This is a genomic window from Hanstruepera sp. CR43, from assembly GCF_055227665.1.
Genome location: NZ_CP200078.1, coordinates 2,222,426 through 2,245,527, shown reverse-complemented (window position 1 = coordinate 2,245,527; position 23,102 = coordinate 2,222,426). Strand labels below are relative to the sequence as shown.

The 23,102-nt window shown below is 35.3% G+C and carries 20 protein-coding genes; 9 read left to right on the top strand and 11 right to left on the bottom strand.

Going from position 1 to position 23,102, the window contains the following annotated elements; translation table 11 throughout:
- Positions 1–81 precede the first annotated feature (81 nt).
- Both ACKXGU_RS10215 and ACKXGU_RS10210 read left to right on the top strand, forming a co-directional pair.
- Entirely contained in the window at positions 82–2,700 is a 2,619-nt protein-coding gene (locus ACKXGU_RS10215; RefSeq protein ID WP_463465222.1) for a T9SS type A sorting domain-containing protein, read from the top strand.
- 12 nt (positions 2,701–2,712) lie between these two features.
- Complete coding sequence (locus ACKXGU_RS10210; RefSeq protein WP_463465221.1) at positions 2,713–5,550, top strand: T9SS type A sorting domain-containing protein; 2,838 nt, start codon at positions 2,713–2,715, stop codon at positions 5,548–5,550.
- Here the strand turns inward: ACKXGU_RS10210 and ACKXGU_RS10205 are convergent.
- The 3 genes from ACKXGU_RS10205 to trmB are packed head-to-tail and all read right to left on the bottom strand — an operon-like array spanning position 5,547 to position 7,185.
- A complete protein-coding gene (locus ACKXGU_RS10205) occupies positions 5,547–5,879 on the bottom strand; it encodes an MGMT family protein (protein ID WP_463465220.1) in 333 nt (110 codons plus the stop codon). The genes ACKXGU_RS10210 and ACKXGU_RS10205 overlap by 4 nt on opposite strands.
- Positions 5,879–6,508 (bottom strand): LysE family transporter, encoded by a 630-nt coding sequence (locus ACKXGU_RS10200; protein ID WP_463465219.1) that lies wholly within the window; start codon positions 6,506–6,508, stop codon positions 5,879–5,881. The genes ACKXGU_RS10205 and ACKXGU_RS10200 overlap by 1 nt, the downstream gene beginning before the upstream one ends.
- The gene (gene trmB, locus ACKXGU_RS10195) at positions 6,505–7,185 is read right to left on the bottom strand and encodes a tRNA (guanosine(46)-N7)-methyltransferase TrmB (protein WP_463465218.1); all 681 of its coding nucleotides are present in this window, start codon (positions 7,183–7,185) and stop codon (positions 6,505–6,507) included. The genes ACKXGU_RS10200 and trmB overlap by 4 nt, the downstream gene beginning before the upstream one ends.
- An 80-nt stretch (positions 7,186–7,265) precedes the next feature.
- Here trmB and ACKXGU_RS10190 point away from each other — a divergent pair, with 80 nt between their 5' ends.
- Positions 7,266–8,327, top strand: a complete 1,062-nt coding sequence (locus tag ACKXGU_RS10190) for a glycosyltransferase (RefSeq protein ID WP_463465217.1) — start codon at positions 7,266–7,268, stop codon at positions 8,325–8,327.
- Here the strand turns inward: ACKXGU_RS10190 and ACKXGU_RS10185 are convergent.
- On the bottom strand, positions 8,301–9,338 hold the full coding sequence (locus tag ACKXGU_RS10185; protein WP_463465216.1) for a sensor histidine kinase: 1,038 nt from the start codon (positions 9,336–9,338) through the stop codon (positions 8,301–8,303). The genes ACKXGU_RS10190 and ACKXGU_RS10185 overlap by 27 nt on opposite strands.
- Entirely contained in the window at positions 9,338–10,021 is a 684-nt protein-coding gene (locus tag ACKXGU_RS10180) for a response regulator transcription factor (protein WP_103050937.1), read from the bottom strand. The genes ACKXGU_RS10185 and ACKXGU_RS10180 overlap by 1 nt, the downstream gene beginning before the upstream one ends.
- A gap of 192 nt (positions 10,022–10,213) precedes the next feature.
- Here ACKXGU_RS10180 and ACKXGU_RS10175 point away from each other — a divergent pair, with 192 nt between their 5' ends.
- The 3 genes from ACKXGU_RS10175 (at position 10,214) to ACKXGU_RS10165 (ending at position 13,734) form a co-directional block, all read left to right on the top strand.
- Positions 10,214–10,555 carry a T9SS type A sorting domain-containing protein gene (locus tag ACKXGU_RS10175; protein ID WP_463465215.1) on the top strand — a complete coding sequence of 114 codons (342 nt, stop codon included), beginning with the start codon at positions 10,214–10,216 and terminating at the stop codon, positions 10,553–10,555.
- A gap of 108 nt (positions 10,556–10,663) precedes the next feature.
- A complete protein-coding gene (locus ACKXGU_RS10170) occupies positions 10,664–12,682 on the top strand; it encodes a lamin tail domain-containing protein (RefSeq protein WP_463465214.1) in 2,019 nt (672 codons plus the stop codon).
- A 71-nt stretch (positions 12,683–12,753) separates the two neighbouring features.
- On the top strand, positions 12,754–13,734 hold the full coding sequence (locus ACKXGU_RS10165; RefSeq protein WP_463465213.1) for a LuxE/PaaK family acyltransferase: 981 nt from the start codon (positions 12,754–12,756) through the stop codon (positions 13,732–13,734).
- Between the two features lie 101 nt (positions 13,735–13,835).
- On the opposite strand, the gene tyrS is transcribed toward ACKXGU_RS10165, so the two are convergent.
- Positions 13,836–15,143, bottom strand: a complete 1,308-nt coding sequence (tyrS, locus tag ACKXGU_RS10160; RefSeq protein ID WP_463465212.1) for a tyrosine--tRNA ligase — start codon at positions 15,141–15,143, stop codon at positions 13,836–13,838.
- An 89-nt stretch (positions 15,144–15,232) separates the two neighbouring features.
- Between tyrS and ACKXGU_RS10155 the strand changes: the two genes are divergently transcribed.
- Complete coding sequence (locus tag ACKXGU_RS10155) at positions 15,233–16,243, top strand: NAD-dependent epimerase/dehydratase family protein (RefSeq protein WP_463465211.1); 1,011 nt, start codon at positions 15,233–15,235, stop codon at positions 16,241–16,243.
- Here ACKXGU_RS10155 and ACKXGU_RS10150 read toward each other — a convergent pair.
- From ACKXGU_RS10150 to ACKXGU_RS10140, 3 genes are read right to left on the bottom strand one after another with little or no spacing between them, the layout of a single operon-like run.
- A complete protein-coding gene (locus ACKXGU_RS10150) occupies positions 16,240–16,713 on the bottom strand; it encodes a DUF4296 domain-containing protein (protein WP_463465210.1) in 474 nt (157 codons plus the stop codon). The two genes, ACKXGU_RS10155 and ACKXGU_RS10150, sit on opposite strands and share 4 nt — an antisense overlap.
- The gene (locus ACKXGU_RS10145) at positions 16,710–18,050 is read right to left on the bottom strand and encodes a dihydroorotase (RefSeq protein ID WP_463465209.1); all 1,341 of its coding nucleotides are present in this window, start codon (positions 18,048–18,050) and stop codon (positions 16,710–16,712) included. The genes ACKXGU_RS10150 and ACKXGU_RS10145 overlap by 4 nt, the downstream gene beginning before the upstream one ends.
- A 1-nt stretch (position 18,051) precedes the next feature.
- Positions 18,052–18,777, bottom strand: coding sequence for a polyprenol monophosphomannose synthase (locus ACKXGU_RS10140; RefSeq protein ID WP_463465208.1), 726 nt, complete (start codon positions 18,775–18,777; stop codon positions 18,052–18,054).
- A 107-nt stretch (positions 18,778–18,884) separates the two neighbouring features.
- Between ACKXGU_RS10140 and ACKXGU_RS10135 the strand changes: the two genes are divergently transcribed.
- Both ACKXGU_RS10135 and ACKXGU_RS10130 read left to right on the top strand, forming a co-directional pair.
- Positions 18,885–19,532 (top strand): DUF4271 domain-containing protein, encoded by a 648-nt coding sequence (locus ACKXGU_RS10135; RefSeq protein WP_463465207.1) that lies wholly within the window; start codon positions 18,885–18,887, stop codon positions 19,530–19,532.
- Positions 19,533–19,556: 24 nt separating this feature from the next.
- Positions 19,557–20,306 (top strand): uroporphyrinogen-III synthase, encoded by a 750-nt coding sequence (locus ACKXGU_RS10130; RefSeq protein ID WP_463465206.1) that lies wholly within the window; start codon positions 19,557–19,559, stop codon positions 20,304–20,306.
- Between the two features lie 72 nt (positions 20,307–20,378).
- Here the strand turns inward: ACKXGU_RS10130 and ACKXGU_RS10125 are convergent, their stop codons facing one another.
- Positions 20,379–21,335: a T9SS type A sorting domain-containing protein gene (locus ACKXGU_RS10125; RefSeq protein ID WP_463465205.1), complete on the bottom strand. Its 957-nt coding sequence runs from the start codon at positions 21,333–21,335 to the stop codon at positions 20,379–20,381.
- Positions 21,336–21,434: 99 nt separating this feature from the next.
- On the bottom strand, positions 21,435–23,051 hold the full coding sequence (gene pckA, locus ACKXGU_RS10120; RefSeq protein ID WP_463465204.1) for a phosphoenolpyruvate carboxykinase (ATP): 1,617 nt from the start codon (positions 23,049–23,051) through the stop codon (positions 21,435–21,437).
- Between the last annotated feature and the right edge of the window lie 51 nt (positions 23,052–23,102).

The window sequence follows — 23,102 nt, the reverse complement described above, 5'->3', positions numbered from 1 at the left end:
AAATGATTGATGCCTGAATTTATGTTAGCTATCAAACTCTAATTTTTAATGTGTATATTTAATAGCTTATTAATCAACGCTATGAAAAATTATTACTTATTAATTATTGCACTTCTATTTTCTTTTTCATTGGAAGCGCAGATAATTGACTTTCCAGATCCCAACTTTAAAAATGCTCTTGTGAATACCAATTGTGTCGATATAGATGGCGATAGTGCTGGCGACAGTGATGCTGATATAGATGACGATGGAGAAATTTCAATTGCTGAAGCTGAAGCAGTTGTTTATCTTCATACTATCGGACGATCTATTTCTTCCTTGGAGGGTATTAATGCATTTAGCAACATTCAAGTGTTAAATGTGACTAACAATAATTTAACTTCTCTGGATTTAAGTGGACTAACCAACCTTGTTGAGCTAATTTGTGAAAATAATGACTTCTCTTCATTAGACGTAAGCACCTTTTCAGGTATTGAGACATTACAATGTTATTCTAACCAATTAACTGCTCTAGATGTTAGTACTTTATCTAATCTTACAACTCTATATTGTTCGGATAACCAATTAACATCATTAAATGTCAATGGGTTACAAAATCTTAATCATTTATCATGTGGAGCCAATGAACTTACTTCACTAGATATTAGCAGTTTAACAAATCTTGAGGTTTTGGAAATTTCCTCTAATCAATTCACTGAAATAGATGTTAGCTCATTAACCAATCTTGAATCCTTGAATATTTCCAATAATCAATTTACTGAAATAGATGTCAGTTCACTACCAAATAATCTAACCCGTTTAATAATATCATCGAATCAAATTACCGAATTAAATGTTAGCACATTGACACAGCTTGAAAGGTTATCTTGCCCAAACAATCAAATTACAACGCTAGATGTTTCTGCTTTGACCAATCTTAACTATCTTAACTGTGGAGGTAACTATTTAACTGAATTGGACATTACTAATTTGACGAATCTTGAAGTGTTATATTGCTATGCCAACCAATTAACTGAATTAGATGTAACAGGCAATCCATTTTTGCGAACTCTTGAGTGTGAATACAATCAAATTACTTTTCTGGATTTATCAAACAAAATCGTAAACCCGCATAGGTACCTTTGTCAAAATAACCAAATTGAAACACTCATAATAAAAAATGGTGTGATAGATTACCCTAACGATCTAATATGGGGCGCTATTGATTTTTCAAACAATCCCATAACCTATGTGTGTGCGGATAATGATGAATTTGATATCATAAACGGCATATTTTCAACACAAAACTTAAATAATTATGAAATAAATAGTTACTGTTCTTTTGTCCCTGGAGGTACTTATTATACTGTTGAAGGCTCTACACATTTAGATTCAGATGGGAACGGTTGTACAGTTGATGATGCTATGTATTCTAATTTAAATTTTAGTATCACAGATGGAGCTGTTACTGGAGCTTTTATTGCAAATAGTTCAGGCGAATATTCTATCCCTGTTCAAGAAGGCTCACACACTATAACTCCAACTCTTGAAACCCCAGAATATTTTTCAGTTTCGCCAAGTAGTATAACCGTTAATTTCCCTGCAGATGCCAGTCCATATGTCCAGAATTTTTGTGTCACAGCCAATGGTGTCTATAACGATTTGGAAATTGCAGTGTTACCGTTAGAAGCCGCCAGACCCGGTTTTGACACAAATTATAAAATGATTTATAAAAACAAAGGAACAACTACCTTATCAGGTAGTGTGGGTTTGAGCTTTCAGGATGACCTCATGGATTTTGTTGTTGCCAATCCCGCTCCCGATAGTCAGGCCAGTGGTTCGCTGTCTTGGAACTTTAGTGATTTGACACCATTTGAAGTGCGCGAGATTCCCTTTACCATGAGCATCAATGCACCAACTGATACGCCGCCAGTGAATGGTGATGATGTGTTGGTCTTCGAAGGGTCAGTTAACCATTCTGAAACTGATGAAACTCCTGATGACAATACAACAGTCTTTAACCAAACAGTCATAAACTCTTATGATCCGAATGATAAAACTTGTTTGCAAGGCGATTATATTACACCTGAAGAAGTCGGTAAGTATGTGGACTATCTAATCCGTTTTGAAAATACAGGAACAGCCAGTGCCGTGAACATCGTGGTAAAAGATGATATCGATGTCTCTAAATATGACTTGTCAACCTTGGTGCCATTGCACGCCAGTCATGATTATTTTGCACGCGTTAAAGATCAAGGTGACGAGCATTATATTGAATTTATATTCGAGGATATCAACCTTCCTTTTGATGATGCCAACAACGATGGCTATGTAGCCTTTAAAATTAAGACCCTGGAAACTCTCGTGTTGGGAGATTCCTTTGACAACAATGCCGAAATATATTTTGATTATAACTTCCCTATTATTACTGATGAAGCCACCACAACCGTGGCTGCCTTGAGCATTGATGAGTTTGTATCATCCGATAATGATGTGGTACTATATCCGAATCCGACGACCAACATCCTGAATCTGGAATCAAAACAGCCTATCGAACATGTCACCATTTTTGATGTTTCAGGAAGAGTGATTCAGGAGATTGCTATTGTGGGATCTAAAAACAACATGACCCTATCCACTGAAAACCTCACAACCGGATCCTATTTTGTGAAGTTGCAGACAGCCCACGGTGACATCGTAAAAAAAATAATTAAGGAATAAACTCAAAACCAGATGCAAAAACAATATCTCTTTATCGCTGCCCTGTTATTTTCTTTTTGCCTACAAGCGCAGATAATTTATATACCTGACGCTAATTTTAAGAATGCTTTGACCAGTACAATTTGTTGTAATACTGGTGTTGGCGCATGGACTGATGCAGATTTTAACAATGACGGGGAAATTCAAACAAGTGAAGCCTTACAAATTGCTTCTATGAATGTTGATAATGAATCTATAACATCATTATTGGGCATTGAGTCATTTACGAATTTAGAAAGCTTACGTTGTAACGATAACCAAATAACTAGTTTAGACTTAAGTAATTTAATAAACTTAAGTTATTTGTATTGCGAAAATAATGTCCTGAATTCTTTGGATTTAAGCGGTTTGGAAAATATGATAAATTTGAATTGCCGTGATAATCAATTAACAAGTTTAGAATTAGGTGGATTGGTCAATATCGAAGAATTGAATTGTCGTAATAATCAACTATCGGTTTTAAATATTGCTGATTTTACTAATTTAAAACGATTATACTGCCAAGATAATTTACTGGAAAATTTAACTATTCCTAATTCAATTGAACTTTTGAACGTTGATTGTAATAATAATCAACTAACATCCTTACAAATAAATACTCCGGATTTTTCTAGTTTGGATTGCAGCAACAACTTATTAACATCTTTAAATCTTTCCACTATGGAAAGTTTAAATAGCTTAACCTGTAGGAACAATCAATTAACTTCTTTAGATGTTTCTACAATGACAACTTTAAATAGCTTAAACTGCCAAGACAATCAGTTAACTTCTTTAATTTTAGGAAATTTAAATATTAACCTGATAGCGTGTGGAAACAATCTGTTAACCGAATTAACTGTAAATTCTACAACACTTTATGATTTGAGTTGTAATAACAATCAATTAACTGTGTTAAACATCAACAATGCGCCTAATCTTCAATCCTTATATTGTGGTAATAATTTATTGACTTCTTTAGATTTTTCAAATCAATCTTCATTTTGGACATTAGATTGCAGCAATAATAATCTAGCTACTTTAGACCTTACAAATTTGGAATATATTTCTGATTTCATTGTTGATAATAATCAATTGACTTCTATTAACCTGTGTCCCATAACAGGTGAATATCTTAGTGTTGTAAATAATTATCTAACTGAAATAGACATCAGCAACAGCCCAAATCTTGAGGGTGTTTTTTGTGCAAATAATTTACTCACCTCTTTGGACATCAGCAATAACAATTCGCTAATAAACTTATATGCCAGTAATAATGAATTCACCTCCTTAAATCTTGGTAATGCGGAAAGTCTAGCTTGGGAATATGATGTTTTTTTTGATGGCAATCCAAATCTTTCGGTAGTGTGCACCATAGAAGAAAATTTTGATGAGGTACAAAATAAATTAACTGAGTTTGGGTATACGGATGTTGCTATTTCTTCTTATTGTTCCTTTGAGCCAAATGGAGAATACTATATTGTCCAAGGCGAAACTACTTTTGATTCTAATAATAATGGCTGTGATGTTAGTGATATTGGCATGCAAAATGTTGTTTATAACATTACCAGCAATTCCATAAATGATAGTTTTATAGCTAACACCAATGGAGCGTTTACATTGTATATTGATTCTGGTTCTCATACCATTTCACCAAACTTTGAAAACCCAGAATATTTTTCAGTTTCGCCAAGTAGTATAACCGTTAATTTTCCGTCTGACACCAGTCCTTATGTCCAGGATTTTTGTGTAACGGCTAATGGCACCTTCAACGATTTGGAAATTGCCGTATTACCAACGGAAGCTGCCAGACCCGGTTTTGATACGGACTATAAACTGGTTTATAAAAACAAGGGAACAACCACATTATCAGGTAGCGTGGGTTTGTCCTTTCAGGATGACCTCATGGATTTTGTTGTTGCCAATCCAGCTCCCGACAGTCAGGCCATTGGTTCGCTGTCTTGGAACTTTAGTGATTTGACCCCTTTTGAAGTGCGTGAAATTGCCTTTACCATGGGCATCAATGCACCAACTGATTCACCACCTGTGAATGGTGATGATGTGTTGGTCTTTGAAGGGTCTGTTAACCATTCTGAAACCGATGAAACTCCTGATGACAATACAGCTGTTTTTAATCAAACAGTCGTAAACTCTTATGATCCGAATGATAAAACTTGTTTACAAGGCGATTACATTACACCTGAAGAAGTTGGCAAGTATGTGGACTATCTAATCCGTTTTGAAAATACGGGAACAGCCAGTGCCGTAAACATTGTGGTAAAGGATGATATTGATATTACCAAGTATGACCTGTCAACCTTGGTGCCATTACACGCTAGTCATGATTATTTTGCACGCGTTAAAGATCAGGGAGGTCAGCATTATATTGAATTTATATTTGAGGATATCAACCTACCTTTTGATGATGCCAACAACGATGGCTATGTAGCCTTTAAAATCAAAACACTGGAAACTCTGGTGTTGGGAGATTCCTTTGACAACAATGCCGAAATATACTTTGATTACAACTTCCCTATCATTACAGACGAAGCCACCACAACTGTGGCTGCCTTAAGTGTTGATGAATTTGGATTCGCTAATGATGGTGTAGTTCTATATCCGAATCCGACGACCAACATCCTGAATCTGGAATCAAAACAGCCTATCGAACATGTCACCATTTTTGATGTTTCAGGAAGAGTGATTCAGGAGATTGCTGTTGTGGGAACTAAAAACAACATCTCCTTATCCACCGAAAACCTCACAACCGGAACCTATTTTGTGAAGTTGCAGGCAGCTCTTAATGAAACAGTTAGAAAAGTTATAAAAGATTAACGTAGTTCCTTTTGAGGGTCCCAAAAGACCTCATCAAAATCCTGTATTTGGCTATTAATAATGGTTATGCCTTCACTTTCTAATAGTTGTTGCATGAGGTTGGTGCCGTCAAAATGATGTTTTCCAGTTAATAATCCGTTTCGATTGACCACTCTATGTGCTGGAACATCCTTTCCTACAGAACCATTCATGGCATAACCCACCATTCTGGCACTTCTGGGAGCGGCTAAATATTTGGCAATAGCTCCATAGCTGGTAACACGACCGTACGGAATCAGTCGAGCTACTTCGTAAACTTTCTCAAAAAAATTCAACGTTTCCGGCTTCATTAAATTTCTTTTAAAATATTAATGAAGGTAACGATAGCAATAATCCCTGTAATAATTCCAATGAGATAATTCATACCCTTTTGAGACGTTATTTTTGTGCCTTTAATTTTATCAAAAAAGAACATGTAAATATACAAGGCTACAAAAGCCCCTGAAGTAGCACCAGCAACATAAGCCGTAATGCCCGTGTTGTCAAATTCCAACCATCCAAATGAAGCTATGGTAATGGCGACATAGGCCTGAAAAGGTATTGGGAATACATTAATACTAGACATAAATATGCCCTGAAAAAAACGACTGGATTTACTCTTGACATCCACATCCTTTTCCTTTTTTTCAGTGCTTTTAGCTATTAAAAGAAAATAAATACTGATTAAAACAAAGATCACAAAAGCTACCCGCTGTAAGATATCAATGACATCAGGATGCTTATTCAAATAACGCGCAAAAACTGTGGCAATAAGCGCTTGAAAGATGATAACAAGACATGCTCCCAAGGAGAACATAATCCCACGTGTATGACCATCTTTTAAACTAATTTTGGCTGCCGTCATATTTAATAAACCGGGAGGCAATGTTGCCAAAAACGTTGCAATAAATCCAGCTAAAAAAACAACGGTGATATTCAAGAATCTTTGATTTTAAACCTAATATACGTAATTGGTTTGTTTTGTTCTAAATATTGACTCTCATAAAACGTTTGAATACTCGTCACTTCTTCCGGGCTACCTTCCTGCTTATATACATTATGATTAGCATATAATACCTCATGACCTTCGCCATGTAATAGACCTAATGTATACCCGTGCATGAACTCACTATCTGTTTTAAGATTTACGATACCATCTGGTTTAAGAATGGTTTTGTAACGCTTTAAAAACTCGGAATTGGTCATGCGATGCTTTGTACGCTTGTACTTTATTTGTGGGTCAGGGAAGGTTATCCAAATTTCATCAACTTCATGTTTATTAAAAGCCCAATCAATGAGTTCAATTTGCGTTCTTAAAAATCCAACATTGGCAATACCTTCTTCAATAGCTGTTTTAGCACCACGCCAAAATCGAGCGCCTTTAATATCAACCCCAATAAAATTCTTTTCAGGATACTTTTTGGCTAATGCCACGGAATATTCTCCTTTACCACAACCCAACTCGAGGACAATTGGATTCTCATTTTTAAAAAAATCACGATTCCAATTACCTTTCAATTCAAACTTTTGATTTACCAACATATCTCGCGTTGGTTGGACCACGTTGTTAAAAGTCTCGTTTTCTTTGAATCGCTTTAGCTTATTTTTACTTCCCACTACTTATTTAATGTTTTGAAAAAGTTTCGGTAAAATTACGGAAATATGTTGAAGCGAATATATGCTTACCTTTGTTTTTAATGTCTGAAAAAAAGCGAATTTTAGTAGCCCCTTTGAACTGGGGATTAGGTCATGCCACGCGTTGCATTCCCATTATAAAAGCTCTCGAAGAATACCATTTTGAGCCTGTCATAGCGAGCGATGGCGTTGCTTTGGAATTACTAAAACGAGAATTTCCTGACCTACTGTGTTTGTCATTACCATCATACAATATCACCTACTCCAAGAAGGGTAGTAGATTTAAATACAAAATCCTGAAGGACTCCCCGAAGATTCTCAAGAATATTAAGGCAGAAAGACAGGCTACTGCCAATATCATAGTGAATCATAATATTGCAGGTATTATTTCTGATAATCGCTTTGGAGTGTTTAACAAAAATATTCCCTGTGTATTTATGACGCATCAATTGCAGGTTTTGAGTGGTAGTACAACATGGTTTAGCACCAAAATGCATCAAAAGATCATCAAGAAATTTGATGAGTGCTGGGTACCAGACAGCATGGATGAACTCAATTTAAGTGGCAAATTGGGCCATACAGACTCTTTGGATGTAACATTGAAATACATTGGCCCAATTAGTAGGTTCAACAAACTTGAAACTCCAATTGTTTATGATATTATGGTTTTATTGTCTGGTCCGGAACCTCAACGAACATTATTGGAGGAGAAACTTTCCAGTGAACTTTCTCATTATTCAGGAAAGGTATTGTTTGTAAAAGGCCTAGTTGATGGTGACATAAAAAAAGACATCCGAAACCACATTACTTATTATAACTATTTGACAAGCGATATATTGGAAACTGCTATAAATGAAAGCAAACTGGTTATTTCAAGATCTGGATATACCACCATTATGGATTTAGCTAAATTAGGTAAACAGGCGTTTTTCATACCAACACCTGGTCAGTTTGAACAGGAATATTTGGCTAAAACATTACACAAAAACAGAATCGTGCCATCGTGCCCTCAAGATGAATTTTCACTGAATAAATTAGAACTATTAAAGAATTTTAGAGGTTTGGATGCCTTTTATTTTGACGTTAATTATAAAAACTTATTCAGCCTTTTCCATACTGAATGAAAACTCACTTCCGACATCTACCTCACTTTCAATATAAATACGTTCATCATGAGCCTCAATGATATGCTTCACAATGGATAAACCTAAACCAGAACCTCCTTCTTTGCGAGAACCGCTTTTATCAACTCGATAGAATCTTTCAAAAATTCGTTTGATATGCTCACTGCCTATACCCTCACCATTATCCGTTACTCGAACTATAACTTTATTTTTTATTAAGTTCTCAATACTGACCTCTGTCGTTCCTTTCTCCCTTCCATATTTAATGGAGTTTACAATCAAATTGGTCAGAACCTGCTGAATGCGTTCTCTATCTGCATGCACCATAATGGGTTCGGGATAATCCATATCAAAGGTCAAGGTTATCTTCTTTTTGGCAGCTTTCATCTCCAATAAATCGAAAACACTTTGGATGAGTTCCACAATATCAAAAACCTCTTTATTTAAACTCAAATCCCCAACCTCCAACTTCGTAATCATGTCCAAATCCTTGACAATGTATATCAATCTTTCAACGCCCTTATTAGCACGATTAAGATATTTAGTTCGGATTTTCTTATCTTCAATAGCGCCATCCAATAAGGTAAGCAAATAGCCCTGAACGGTAAATAATGGGGTTTTCAATTCGTGTGATACATTCCCTAAAAATTCTTTTCTATACTCTTCCCTGACTTTTAATGTTTCAATTTCCAACTTTTTATCCTTGGCATATTTATCAATTTCTTTGGTAAGGGTTGCCATATCTGTTGTTATGGGCTGATTCCTTAAAGTAGTTGCTTCCAGGAGTGTCAGATCATCGTATATTTTTTTGACCCGTCTGTAAATAAATCGCTCAACACGATATTGAATGGTTATAAAAGACAGTGCATAAAAAATTGCTATAAATGGTAAAACCAACCACGAGAGTGCATTGGTATAGTATAAAAAAACACTCAAAAGGAGTGTTAATAGAATGGTCAGATAAAGCGATGTTTTAATCGCAAACTTATACGTTTTCTTTAGTTTCTGCATCAATCAATAAACTTATAGCCCACTCCTTTCACGGTTTTAAACGATTTGTCTCCAATTTTTTCCCGAAGTTTTCTAATGTGTACATCAATTGTACGACCACCTACGACAACTTCATTACCCCAGACTTTATCTAAAATATCTTCGCGTTTAAAAACTTTACCAGGCTTTGATGCCAATAAAGATAATAATTCAAATTCTTTTCTGGGCAAAATAATTTCTTGACCTTTCAAAGTAATCTTGTATTCGTCTCTATTAATCACTAAAGACCCAATTTTCATTACAGAATCTGAAGTCTCTTCTTCCTTAAGTCTTCTTAACAGAGCTTTTACTTTACTAACCAACACTTTTGGTTTTATTGGTTTAGTTATGTAATCGTCTGCCCCTGCATCAAATCCAGCAACTTGAGAATAGTCTTCACCTCTGGCGGTTAAAAACGTAATAATCGTATCACTTAATTCAGGTACTTTTCTGATTTGTTCGCAAGCTTCAATACCATCCATTTCGGGCATCATAACATCCATTACAATTAAGTGAGGCCGTTCTTTTTTTGCTTTTTTTACCGCTTCAACACCATCAGAAGCAGTAATAATCTGATATCCTTCAGCTGACAAATTGTAACCAACTATTTCAAGAATGTCTGGTTCATCATCTACTAGCAGTATTTTAATATCTTTTTTCTTCATTTTAAAGTGATATACAAAACGTAAAGATAAAATTAATAACAGACTTTAAACCCATCCTATGGGATAAATAACAATTAGGTAACTTTAATATTACAATTCCATTAATTTATAATGCACAAAATCTAATTTAACATTTATTTTGGCATACAAATTGAAGATAATTAGTAACTTGTAGTTGATTAGGTATTGTTTATGAGCAAAAAAATTACATTATTCATTTTTGTGTTTTTAATTAGTTTGTTTCTACATGAAACGAACGCTCAATCTGTTTTGGAAAAAAACACCACTTCCCCTACCTCAAACATTGATGGATTGTCTATTTATCCCAATCCTACTACCAATGGCAAGCTCTATATTGTTACCAAAAACAACTTTACCAAAGATGTTGTCATTTACAATGTTTTAGGAAAAGAAGTCATATCTGCTACACTCCAGAGTAAAGAATTAAATATCTCCAAACTAAAACCAGGTGTCTACATCATTAAAGTTACCGAAAATGCTGTTAGTGCCACGCGTAAACTAATAGTTAAGTAGCTTTAACCAATATTAACTTATTGTAAAAAAGCCTCTTACTCCTTATAAAATTAGAAAAAAACCTAAATTCTGCCTATATTTGTTTTCCTAATTTTATACAAAACAATTATGAAAAAAATTTACTTTTTACTTTTTACTTGTTTAATAACTGCCTTATCATTTTCGCAGACATCTGATTTATATTTCAGTATGTATGGAGAAGGATCAAGTAACAACAAATTTCTGGAAATCTACAATGGAACCGGATCTGACGTTAACCTTGACGATTATGCTTTTCCTAATGTATCCAATGACCCTACAGTCGTTGGCGAATACGAATTCTGGAATACCTTTCCATCAGGTTTTGTTTTAGCTGATGGGGATGTTTTTGTAATTGCTCATGGTAGTGCAGACCCAACAATTCTCGCTGCTGCCGATATGACTTTTAACTTTTTAAGTAATGGAGACGATGGTTATGCTTTAGTTGCAAACGACGGTACTTGGGATGATGCCAATACCAACGGTACTGTTGATGCGGGTGAAATGACCGGATTTACGGTATTAGATTGGTTAGGAGATTTCAATGGTGATCCAGGCACTGGTTGGGACGTTGCTGGAGTAACTGCTGCAACTGCCAATCACACTTTAACAAGAAAAACATCAGTTTGTGGACCAAACAATGATTGGGCTTCTTCTGCTGGAACCGATGCTAATGATTCTGAATGGATAGTAACTGATATAGACTCTGGCTGGGATAACCTAGGCTCGTATGTTGGTTGTTCATCTGACCCGGTACTAACCATTACATCTCCTGGAGATGGTACTGCTTTTGCTTCTGGAACAACGAATGTTGATGTAACCATAGATGTTCAAAACTTCATAGTAGACCAATTGCCAGGAAATGGTGGAACTGGTGACGGACATATTCATTGGACTATAAATGGTGTTTCACAGCCAATGAAATATGATACAGATCCAGAATCAATTGCTGTTGTTGATGGTGAGACCTATACGGTTTTTATGCAATTAGTTGATAATTCACATGTTCCTATTATGCCAGCCGTTGAGCAAACTGTCACGTTTTCTGTAGAATTTCCTTGTGATCTACAAGTTGGCACAATCACAACCACTTGTGACACGGAAACTGCAGGTATTGACACATACACAGTAACTATAGAGTATACAGGTGGGGGAACTTCCACATACAATATAGATACCGAAGGCTTTGGCACTGTTGGTGGTGATGATCCAACTAGTGTTACCGATGGAACAATAGTAATTTCTGGAGTTGATGAAGGTACAAACTTTACAGTCACTTTTACAGGTGATGTATCTGATAGTAGTTGTGATTTCACCAGAAGCATAACCAGTCCTGCTTGTGTGGGTGGTGTTGTTTGTGGTAATTATGGCGATATCATCATCACTGAAATTATGCAAAATCCTAATGCCGTTAATGATTCTGAAGGTGAATGGTTTGAAGTTTATAATACGACTGGAGCTCCAATTAATATGCAAGGTTGGATAATTAAAGATGATGCTTCAGTAGGGGAAGAATTCGTAATAAGTGCTTTGGTAGTTCCCGCAAATGGATATGCTGTATTTGGAATCAATGCAGATATAGGAACTAATGGTGGCGTCCCTGTTGATTATGAATATGCTGGTGTTTCTTTAGGAAATGGAGCTGATGGATTAATAATTGAATGTAGTGGAACCATGATTGATACAGTTATTTGGGATGGTGGCACTGAATTTCCAGATCCAACAGGAATTAGCATGGAATTATCTTTGACTGCTTTTAACGCTGATGACAATGATTTAGGTGCTAATTGGGGTGAAGGTTCATCACCTTTTGGAAGTGGAGATCTAGGAACTCCGGGAGCTGCGAATGATTTTACACTTTCGGCAGATACTTTTTCAGCAAATGAATTCAATGTTTATCCTAACCCGGTAACCAATGGCTATGTCAACATTACATCAACTAACAATAATGGTATTTCGGTTGCTATTTTTGATATATTAGGCAAACGTGTTATCAGCACTGCCGTTACAAATAACCGTGTTGATGTTTCCAGCTTAAACACTGGCATTTACATGTTACAAATTTCTCAAAACGGGAACACAATTACCAAAAAGTTAGTTGTTAAGTAAGCGACATCTTTTTTGAACATATAAGCGCTACCAAATAGGTGGCGCTTTTTATTTTTACATATTTTTATACCATGATTGACACACAGGCTATTTTCAATATTTCTTCAGAGCAAGCTTTTGAAACAATAGCCTTAAAAATCTTTGCGTATCAATTTGAAACCAATGTTGTTTACAGGTCTTTTTGTGATTTGCTTTACAAACATCCAAGCGAAGTGACCTCTGTCAATGATATCCCCTTTTTGCCAATCGAATTTTTTAAGACCAAGCAGATTATAAGTTCTCGCAAACCCATTGAAAAAATATTCACCAGTTCGGGGACTACAGGTGCTACAACAAGCAAGCATTACATTACGGACTTGGGTCTCTATGAAAACAGCTTTAATTACGGTTTTAAACAGTTTTATGGCCATATTGAGGATTATACCGTCCTAGCTTTATTGCCCTCTTATTTAGAACGTGAAGGCTCTTCATTGGTTTATATGGTTGACTATCTCATTAAAGCTTCAAATAATGCCCATAGCGGATTTTATTTAAATGACTATGACCAATTAAAAACGAAATTAATTGAATTGGATGCCAGTGAAAAAAAAACCTTGCTAATTGGTGTGTCGTATGCGCTTTTAGATTTAGTTGAAACCTATCAATTTGATTTAAAAAATACAATCATCATGGAAACTGGTGGGATGAAAGGAAGACGCAAGGAGCTTGTCCGAGATGAGTTACATACCATTTTAAAATCTGGTTTTGGGGTCGATTCAATCCATAGTGAATATGGTATGACAGAATTATTGAGTCAAGGCTATTCCAAAGGAAATGGCATTTTCGAATGTCCGCCTTGGATGAAAATTTTAATCCGAGATCCAGAAGATGCCCTTACTATTCAAAAAAACAATAAAACAGGTGGCATTAATGTTATCGATTTAGCCAATATCAACTCGTGTTCATTTATTGCGACACAGGATTTAGGTTCTTTAAATCAAAATGGCTCCTTTGAAATTATTGGTCGGTTTGATAATTCAGATATTAGAGGTTGTAACTTGATGGCCTTGTAAGTTACAAGAGCATATTTCGACCAAACGATAGCTAGAAAAAGAAAGATTTTTTTAGCTGATTGGTTAATGGAAAACGCCTGGATATCCAGGCGTTTTTGTATTTATATCACTTTGATTATGTACGTGTTTTTCTTTCCCTTGTTAATAATAATATAACGATTGTTAATCAAGTCTGAATCTCCTAATTGGTAATTTTCATTCACTTTCTCCTTATTAACAGAAATAGAATTTTCTTTGAGGGCTCTTCTAGCCTCACCATTAGATGCCAGAAAATTTGTTTGGGCCGAAAGTGCTCCAATCATATCCAACCCATTGTTATAATCAGAAAGAGAAATTTCAGCTAAAGGCACACCTTCAAAAACATCCAAAAAAGTTTTCTCATCCAGGGTTTTAATATCTTCTTTAAAAGTTTTGCTAAACAAAATGTTTGATGCTTTTTCAGCATTCTCAAAATCATCTTTTGAATGCACAAAGGTGGTTACTTCTTCAGCCAATCTTTTTTGAAGCAATCTCAAATGGGGTTGTTCTTGATGATCAGAGATTAAGCTGTCAATAGTTTCTTTGTCTAAAAATGTAAAAATCTTGATATATTTTTCAGCGTCTTCATCGGACGTGTTTAACCAAAATTGATAAAATTTGTAAACCGAAGTTTTGTCGGCATCCAACCAGATATTCCCACCTTCACTTTTACCAAATTTTGAGCCATCAGCCTTTGTTATCAACGGACATGTCATAGCATAAGCTTTAGCTTCTTCACCAACATTCATACGCCTTACCAACTCTGTTCCAGTCGTGATATTTCCCCATTGATCACTCCCACCCATTTGCAGCATACAATTATGGGTTTTATACAAATGGTAAAAATCATATCCTTGAATCAATTGGTATGTAAATTCAGTAAATGACATACCTGCGCTACCTTCTTCACCCGACAATCGCTTTTTGACAGAGTCTTTTGCCATCATATAATTAACGGTAATTCGTTTACCGACATCTCTGGCAAAATCTATAAAGGTGAAATCCTTCATCCAATCATAATTGTTGACCAAAACAGGCGCATTCGATTCTTTAGATTCAAAGTTTAAAAATCGTGATAACACATTTTTAATTCCGTTAACATTATGATTCAAAGTTTCTTCATCCAATAAATTTCGTTCATCACTCTTGCCAGATGGATCTCCAATCATTCCCGTTGCGCCACCAACTAATGCAATTGGTTTATGACCAGCCTTTTCCAAATGCACTAATAGGATAATAGGTACTAAGCTACCTATGTGTAATGAATCTGAAGTTGGGTCAAAACCAATATAGGCTGTGGTCATCTCTTTATTGAGTTGTTCTTCAGTTCCAGGCATAATATCATGTACCATGCCCCTCCAACGTAGCTCTTCTACAAATGCATTTGTCATAATTTGATAAATGAAGTTTAAATCTTGGCAAAGATAAAAATCAATGTATAATTACCGTGTCTTAATGAATAATTCTTTATTTTGCTTGTATGATATTAGTCACAGGAGGAACAGGTTTGGTCGGCTCACACTTATTGTACCAATTGGTTAATGCCAACGATTCCGTAAGGGCAATTTATAGACGGCCCAAAAAACTTTCCATTGTTAAAAAGGTTTTTTCCTATTATACTGATCATGTTGATGCACTGTATGATAAAATTGATTGGATTGAATGTGATTTATTGGATGTACCTAAATTAATGGACGTTTTTGATGGCATAACCTATGTCTATCATTGCGCTGCCTTTGTATCCTTTGAACCAGACAAGTATCATCTTTTGAGACGAACTAATATTGAAGGTACAGCCAACATCGTCAACTTATGCATTTCCAGTAAGGTGAAAAAATTGTGTTATGTTAGTTCCATTGCAGCTCTGGGGGAATCCAACAAGAATAATATCATTAACGAAAATACTACTTGGAATGCAGATGCCGATAACAGTGTTTATGCTATCACCAAGTATGGTGCTGAAATGGAAGTATGGCGTGGTACTCAAGAGGGGTTGCCTGCCGTGATAGTAAATCCAGGTGTCATCATTGGTGGCGGTATATGGTCTCATGGCAGCGGCAACATTATTAAAAAAGTCTATAACAAAATACCATATTATACCGAAGGAAGCATTGGTGTCATTGATGTACGGGATGTTGTGAATATTATGATAACCCTTTTAGACAGTAGCATCAAAAATGAACGGTTTGTTCTTGTAGCTGAAAATATCTCCTATCAAACGTTTTTAAATACCATTGCAAATCATCTGAATGTTGAACAGCCGAAAAAGGAAGCCAAACCCTGGTTACTGGCAATTGCTTGGCGATTGGACTGGCTCAAAAATAAAATTACAGGTAAACGTCGTGTTCTAGTAAAACAAATGGTTGCTTCCCTATTTAATAAAGCCTTTTATGAGAACACCAAAATTAAAGACGCTCTAGACTATAAATTTATTCCTAATGAAGTAAGCATTGAAGCTGTTTCCAAGCAGTTTTTAAAGGAGCAAAATTAGTCGTCGTAAACTGTTGGTGGTTGTAAAATGCTATCATTGCGTCTTTTTCGTAAAGAGTCGATATTCACCCTATTCTGTTTCTCTTTAGATGTTTTAGAGTTTTTCTTTTTGCTATTCTCCTTTTCCTCTAGTCTGACATATTTAATTTTAAGCTTTTCCAAACTATCCTGGACACGCGTGTAAATCTGGTTGTAATCATCTACAAAAAAGGCATAATAGGCATTACTGTCTGCAAATTGGAGACTGTCTATTCCATGTTTATGATATACATAAGCATCGGGTGTAATTCCGTTATTTTCAATAACTTTTTTATTGACGCCTTTGGCTGAAGATAATAAAGATAAATCTATGAGGACATCTACCATTTTATCTTCAGAAATTAAGTTTTTGGGCTTTTGTGGCGTGCTTTTGTCTTGACAAGAAAACACCAATAGGCAGATACCAAAGGAATATATCAATAATTGTCTCATCTGTTAAAAGTTAACCGTTTAGCCGCTTTAACACCACTAAAACCATTTTCATTGTATACCTCATGACCGTTTAATATGGTATGCTTTATTTTTGACTGAAATGTCGTGCCCTCAAATGGAGACCAACCACATTTATACAGAATGTTTTCTGTATTTACTGTCCAAGGACTGTTGGTATCAACAATAACCAAATCGGCGAAGTATCCTTCTTTTATGTATCCGCGTTTTTCAACCTCAAACAAAATAGCCGGATTATGGCACATTTTCTCAACCAGTTTTTCAATTGTAATCTTCCCTTGATGATGAGCCTCAAGCAGCGCAACTAATGCATGTTGTACCAATGGCCCACCTGAAGGCGCCTTGGTGTACGGGTTGTTTTTCTCATCAATGGTATGTGGTGCGTGGTCTGTAGCAATAACATCAATTCTATCGTCCAACAAAGCTTTCCAAAGTTCATCTCTATCTTGTGCTGTCTTTACTGCCGGGTTCCACTTAATTCGCGTACCTTTTTCTTCATAATCAGCATCCGAGAACCATAAGTGATGTACACAGACTTCGGCTGTAATTTTTTTATCTTTCAGAGGTGTCTTGTTAGTGAACAAATGGGTTTCCTTACCTGTTGACAAATGAAAAACATGTAATCTCGCTCCCGTTTTTTTTGCCAATTCAACGGCCTTTGAAGACGACAAATAACAGGCTTCCTCACTTCTTATAATTGGATGGTATTTAATCGGAATATCATCTCCATATAAATCGACATACTTTTGAGTGTTTTTGCGAATGGTTGCTTCATCTTCACAATGAACTGAAATGACCATATCGGTGCTTGAAAAGATTTTTTCGAGCGTTTCAGGGTTATCAACCAGCATATTACCAGTAGAGGAGCCCAGAAACAGCTTTAAACCAGCGACCTCTTTTGGATTGACTTTCAAAATTTCAGAGAGGTTATCATTGGTACCTCCAAACATGAAAGAATAATTGGCAAATGATTTATTTGCCGCTATTTCAAACTTTTCATGAAGTTTTTCAATAGTTGTTGTTTGGGGATTGGTATTGGGCATTTCAATAAAAGATGTTATGCCTCCAGCAATTGCCGCTCTTGACTCACTTTCAATATCTGCCTTGTGAGTAAGTCCTGGTTCCCTGAAATGAACTTGATCATCAATAATACCAGGAATAATATATTTTCCAGAAGCATCGATAACCCTAACACCTTCTTTTTTAAAATTAGGTCCTATTTCCTTTATGACCTCACCTTCAATATAAATATCCAGCTGTTGCGTACTACCTTCATTTACGACTAGACCATTTTTTATAATTAAACGATTTAAGTACATACTATCCCTTATTTATTAAACTGTTCAACTTCATACTTATCACGCCAAATATCGCTTCAGAAATTATACCACTGCTCATTTTAGATTTCCCTTTAGTTCGGTCAGTAAAAATAACTGGTATTTCAACTATTTTAAAGTTTTTCAGATACGCCTTGAACTTCATTTCAATCTGAAAGGCATATCCCACAAACTTAATCTTGTCCAAATCTATAGCTTCCAGAACCCTTTTTTTATAACAAACAAAGCCAGCGGTTGTGTCATGAATCTTCATTTGAGTTATGAGCCTGACGTATTTAGAAGCAAAAAAAGATAATAAAATTCTACTCATTGGCCAATTTACAACATTGATCCCTTTGACATAGCGCGAGCCAATGGACATATCAGCATTATCATTTTTACAGGCATTATAGAGCTTAATCAGATCATTTGGGTTATGCGAAAAGTCGGCATCCATCTCAAAAACATATTCATAATCACGTTCCAAACACCATTTAAAACCAGCAATATAAGCGGTTCCTAAACCTGTTTTATCTTTTCTTTGCAACAAATGCAAACGACCAACAAATTCCGTTTGTAATTCCTTAACTTTTAATGCTGTGAGATCAGGTGAATTGTCATCCACTACGAGTATATCAAAAGCTTTTTTTTGAGAAAACACAGCCCTAATAATGGCTTCAATATTTTCAATCTCATTGAAAGTTGGGATTATAACAATGGCATCCTGCATTAAAGGCTTTTAATTTTTAGCAAATGTAACCTTTTGACGCATACTTTTTTTTAAATATTCCTTAAAATATTTTCTGACCATGTCATAATTTATAATAATTTTACAATATGCTACGCCCTTTAATATCAAATGATTTATTCACAATTAGTATTGTCATTGGCCTAATCTTGATAGCCGTTTCAAAGGTATTGTTTGCCAAACGTTTTGATGACTTTGTATTTGTATTGGGGAATTCCAAATACCTAAAAATATACTCCAGAGATCAGAAGTTTTTTGACGTTTTTGATGCTTTATTATTTATCAACTTTGTTTTCACATTTACCATATTTGGTATTTTATCTTTTGAAACCCTTTTTGGTAGTGTCTCATTGTCATTGACGTTATTGTTAAAATTGTTTTTGGCCGTGGCTATTTTTATAACCATGAAAATTTTAATAGAACGGCTTATTGGTAGTGTGTTTGATATTGATTTTTTGATAGATAATTATTTGTTTCAGAAAATAAGCTATAAAAATTTTGTTGGTATTCTGCTATTGCCCCTAAATGCATTATTAATCTATAGTATTGACGGCAGTCCTGTAATTATTTATAGTATTTTAGCCATCATTCTTCTCGTTTTTGCCATAGGTCTTTTAACCACATTAAAGGTGTATCAAAATTTGATAAAACAAAACATGTTTTATTTTATTTTGTATCTTTGCGCACTTGAAATCGCACCTTACGTTATTATAGTTAGCGTTATAGTAGATGTTTAGGGCTTTAAAAACAGAATTTTATTTATGAAAGTGAAAACAATTTTAGTATCTCAACCAGAACCTAAAATAGAAAATTCGCCATATTTTGATCTTCAAGAAAAGCAAAAAGTTAAAATTGACTTTAGGCCATTTATTCATGTTGAGGGAGTTGATGCAAAGGAGATAAGACAGCAAAAAGTTGATTTAACAAAATACACTGCGATTATATTAACAAGTAGAAATGCCGTTGACCATTTTTTCAGAGTTGCCGAAGAAATGCGTTTTAAGGTGCCGGACACTATGAAATATTTCTGCCAGTCTGAAGCCGTTGCCTACTACTTACAAAAATACGTTGTTTACAGAAAACGTAAAATTTATGTCGGTAAACGTACTTTTGCCGATTTATCACCTTTAATCAAAAAGTATAAAGGAGAAAATTTTCTTTTACCCACAACTGATAAGTTGAAACCTGAAGTTCCAGAAACGATGAACTCTCTAAATGTCGATTGGAAAGAAGCTGTTTTTTACAGAACTGTAATCAGTGATTTATCAGATTTAGCAGATGTTTATTACGATATTTTGGTGTTTTTTAGCCCTTCAGGAATTGACTCATTATTTCACAACTTCCCTGATTTCAAACAAAACAACACTCGTATTGCCGTTTTTGGGAATACAACCATTAAGGCCGTTGAATCGCGTGGTTTAAGAGTTGATATTGCTGCACCAACACCTGAAACACCTTCAATGACGATGGCTCTTGAAAAATATATCATAGAAAACAACAAGAAAAAATAGCAACACTCTATAGATTTAAAAAGCCCAACTTTTGAGTTGGGCTTTTTTATGTCTTTATTTTTTAAAACTTAATTAACGAACAATCAGTTTTTTAGTTTCAACACTTGAATCAGATATCAATCTGGCTAAATATACACCTGATTTCAATTGAGCAATACTGACTCTATTGTCCCCTATTCCAAGCTTTCTAGATAACACTTGCTTACCTGTTATATTGTAAACTTCAATTGAAGCTTTTTGAGATTTAGAAGTAATATTGATGACATCCGTTGCAGGGTTTGGATACAAATCAAAGACCACTGCTGTAACCGAATCAACACTTAAGGTAGCACATTCGGCTTCATTTTCAACAAAAGTACTACCTGAATCAATTGACCAAGTCGCTAAATTAGGTTCAGCTGAATCATCAACAAAAATACAAGTAAGTCCACTATTGAAATCGGAATTAAAACTAGTTACATTCGCGTTATTTCCATTACGCATATCCAAACTTGATAAATTACAATTTCTCACATTAACTGCAACTATACTACTGTTAGCTGATAAATCTAAACTTGTTAGACTTCCATTTCTAGCTGTAATATCGGATAAAGCTGTATTTGTCGAAACATCAATCGTAGTTATAGCACTTCCATAAATATTGAGAACTTGGAGTGCTGTTAAATTCGTAATTGTCAAGCTAGGCAAGCTATTACATTCTTCAAAATTAACATTAGTTAATAGCGTGTTTAAGGTCAAATCAACCGCTACATTTATAGGGTTATAAGACATATTAAGACCGTCTATATTGACGAAAGCTTCAATACCTGTTATATCAGATATATTCTGTCCAGCAAAAGACAACGAACCAGATGCTCCATTGGCATCAGCAGTCAAAATTTGACCATCTAACGTACCCTCTGAATCATACCCAAAAGTAATCAGGGCCTGCTCAAAATTAACATCAGGTATAGCTGTGTACTGCCCAAAAGATAAGTTTTGAAATGCAATAAAGATTATTAGTGTAAAAAAATAAGTAGTTTTTTTCATAGTATTGAGGTTCTGTAATTTGACCTTTAAAAATACCAAATTTCTTTAACACTAACAAGTCAAAAACGTGCATTACGTCTAAAATAATGCAATAATCTGCTATTCTGGCTTCAAATTGGGTGCTCCCGCAAGGATTTCTTCGTTTGCGAACTCCTCAAACTTCTTAAAATTAGCTCTAAATGATTCTGATAATTTATAAGCTGCTTTGTAATAACCTTCATCATTATCCCAGGTCCTTCTGGAACTCAATACTTCAGATGGAACGCCAGGGCAATGTCTAGGTTGCAACAATCCAAAAACAGAGTGTGTATGGTATGTTTCATAAGTCACTTCATCTAAATCTCCATTCAGTGCCGCACTAATCATAGCTCTTGTATATTTCAATTTAATACGGCTTCCTACACCATAAGGACCTCCTGTCCAACCTGTATTTACAAGCCAAACGTTAACACCAGCCTCTTTCATTTTAGCACTCAACATTTCAGCATACTTTGTTGGGTGCAATGGCATAAAAGGTGCTCCAAAACAAGCGGAAAAACTTGGTAAAGGTTCATCAATTCCTGCTTCTGTACCAGCAACTTTGGCCGTGTATCCGGAAATGAAATGGTAAGCTGCCTGACCAGGGGTCAATTTAGAAATAGGAGGCAACACACCAAAAGCATCTGCAGTTAAAAAGAAAATATTTTTAGGGTTTTCACCTATAGAAGGCACTTGAATGTTGTCAATATGAAATATAGGATAACTAACACGTGTATTTTGCGTAATAGATGTGTCTGTGAAGTCCACAACACCATTTTCATCCATGATGACATTTTCCAGAATAGCCCCTTTTTTAATGGCTCTGTAAATATCTGGTTCGTTTTCTTCAGTCAAGTTAATGGCTTTTGCATAACAGCCACCTTCAAAATTAAACACGGTATTTTCATTAGTCCAACCATGTTCATCATCACCTATTAACTTTCTATTCGGATCAGCAGACAGGGTTGTTTTACCTGTTCCAGACAAACCAAAAAAGATAGCAGTATCTCCATCTTCCCCAACATTGGCACTACAGTGCATCGGTAATGTATTCTTAAATACTGGTAATATGAAGTTTAGTGCCGAAAAAATTCCTTTTTTAATTTCTCCTGTGTAACCTGTTCCACCAATTAAAGCTACTTTTCTGGTGAAATCCAAAATAGCAAAATTATGTTGACGTGTTCCATCCTCTTCAGGATTTGCCATAAAGCCAGGAGCATTGACAATTGTCCATTCAGGTGCAAAATTTTCCAATTCTGAATCTTCTGGTCTTAAAAACATGTTATATGCAAACATGTTGCTCCAAGGATATTCATTAATAACACGAATATTCAATCGGTAGTTTTCATCGGCACAAGCATAACAATCTCTAACAAATACTTCTTTTTCAGAAAGATAACTAACAACCTTGTCATAAAGTTTTCCGAATGCATCCGAATCAAAAGGGATATTGATATTCCCCCACCATACCCGATCTTTGGTGATGTCATCCTTTACAATAAACCTATCTTGTGGAGAACGCCCAGTAAACTCGCCTGTATTGACAGCCAATGCACCGGAGGACGCCTCAACGCCTTGTCCTTTTTCTATTGTAATATTCTGTAATTCTTCTGAAGATAACTGATATTGAACTTTGGCATTTTTTATTCCGTATTGTTCCAACGAAATCGTTTTCGATGCCTGAGTCTGATTTACCATAATATTTTGTGTTGTTTTATCCTGCAAAATTACACATTATTTTAAAGTAGA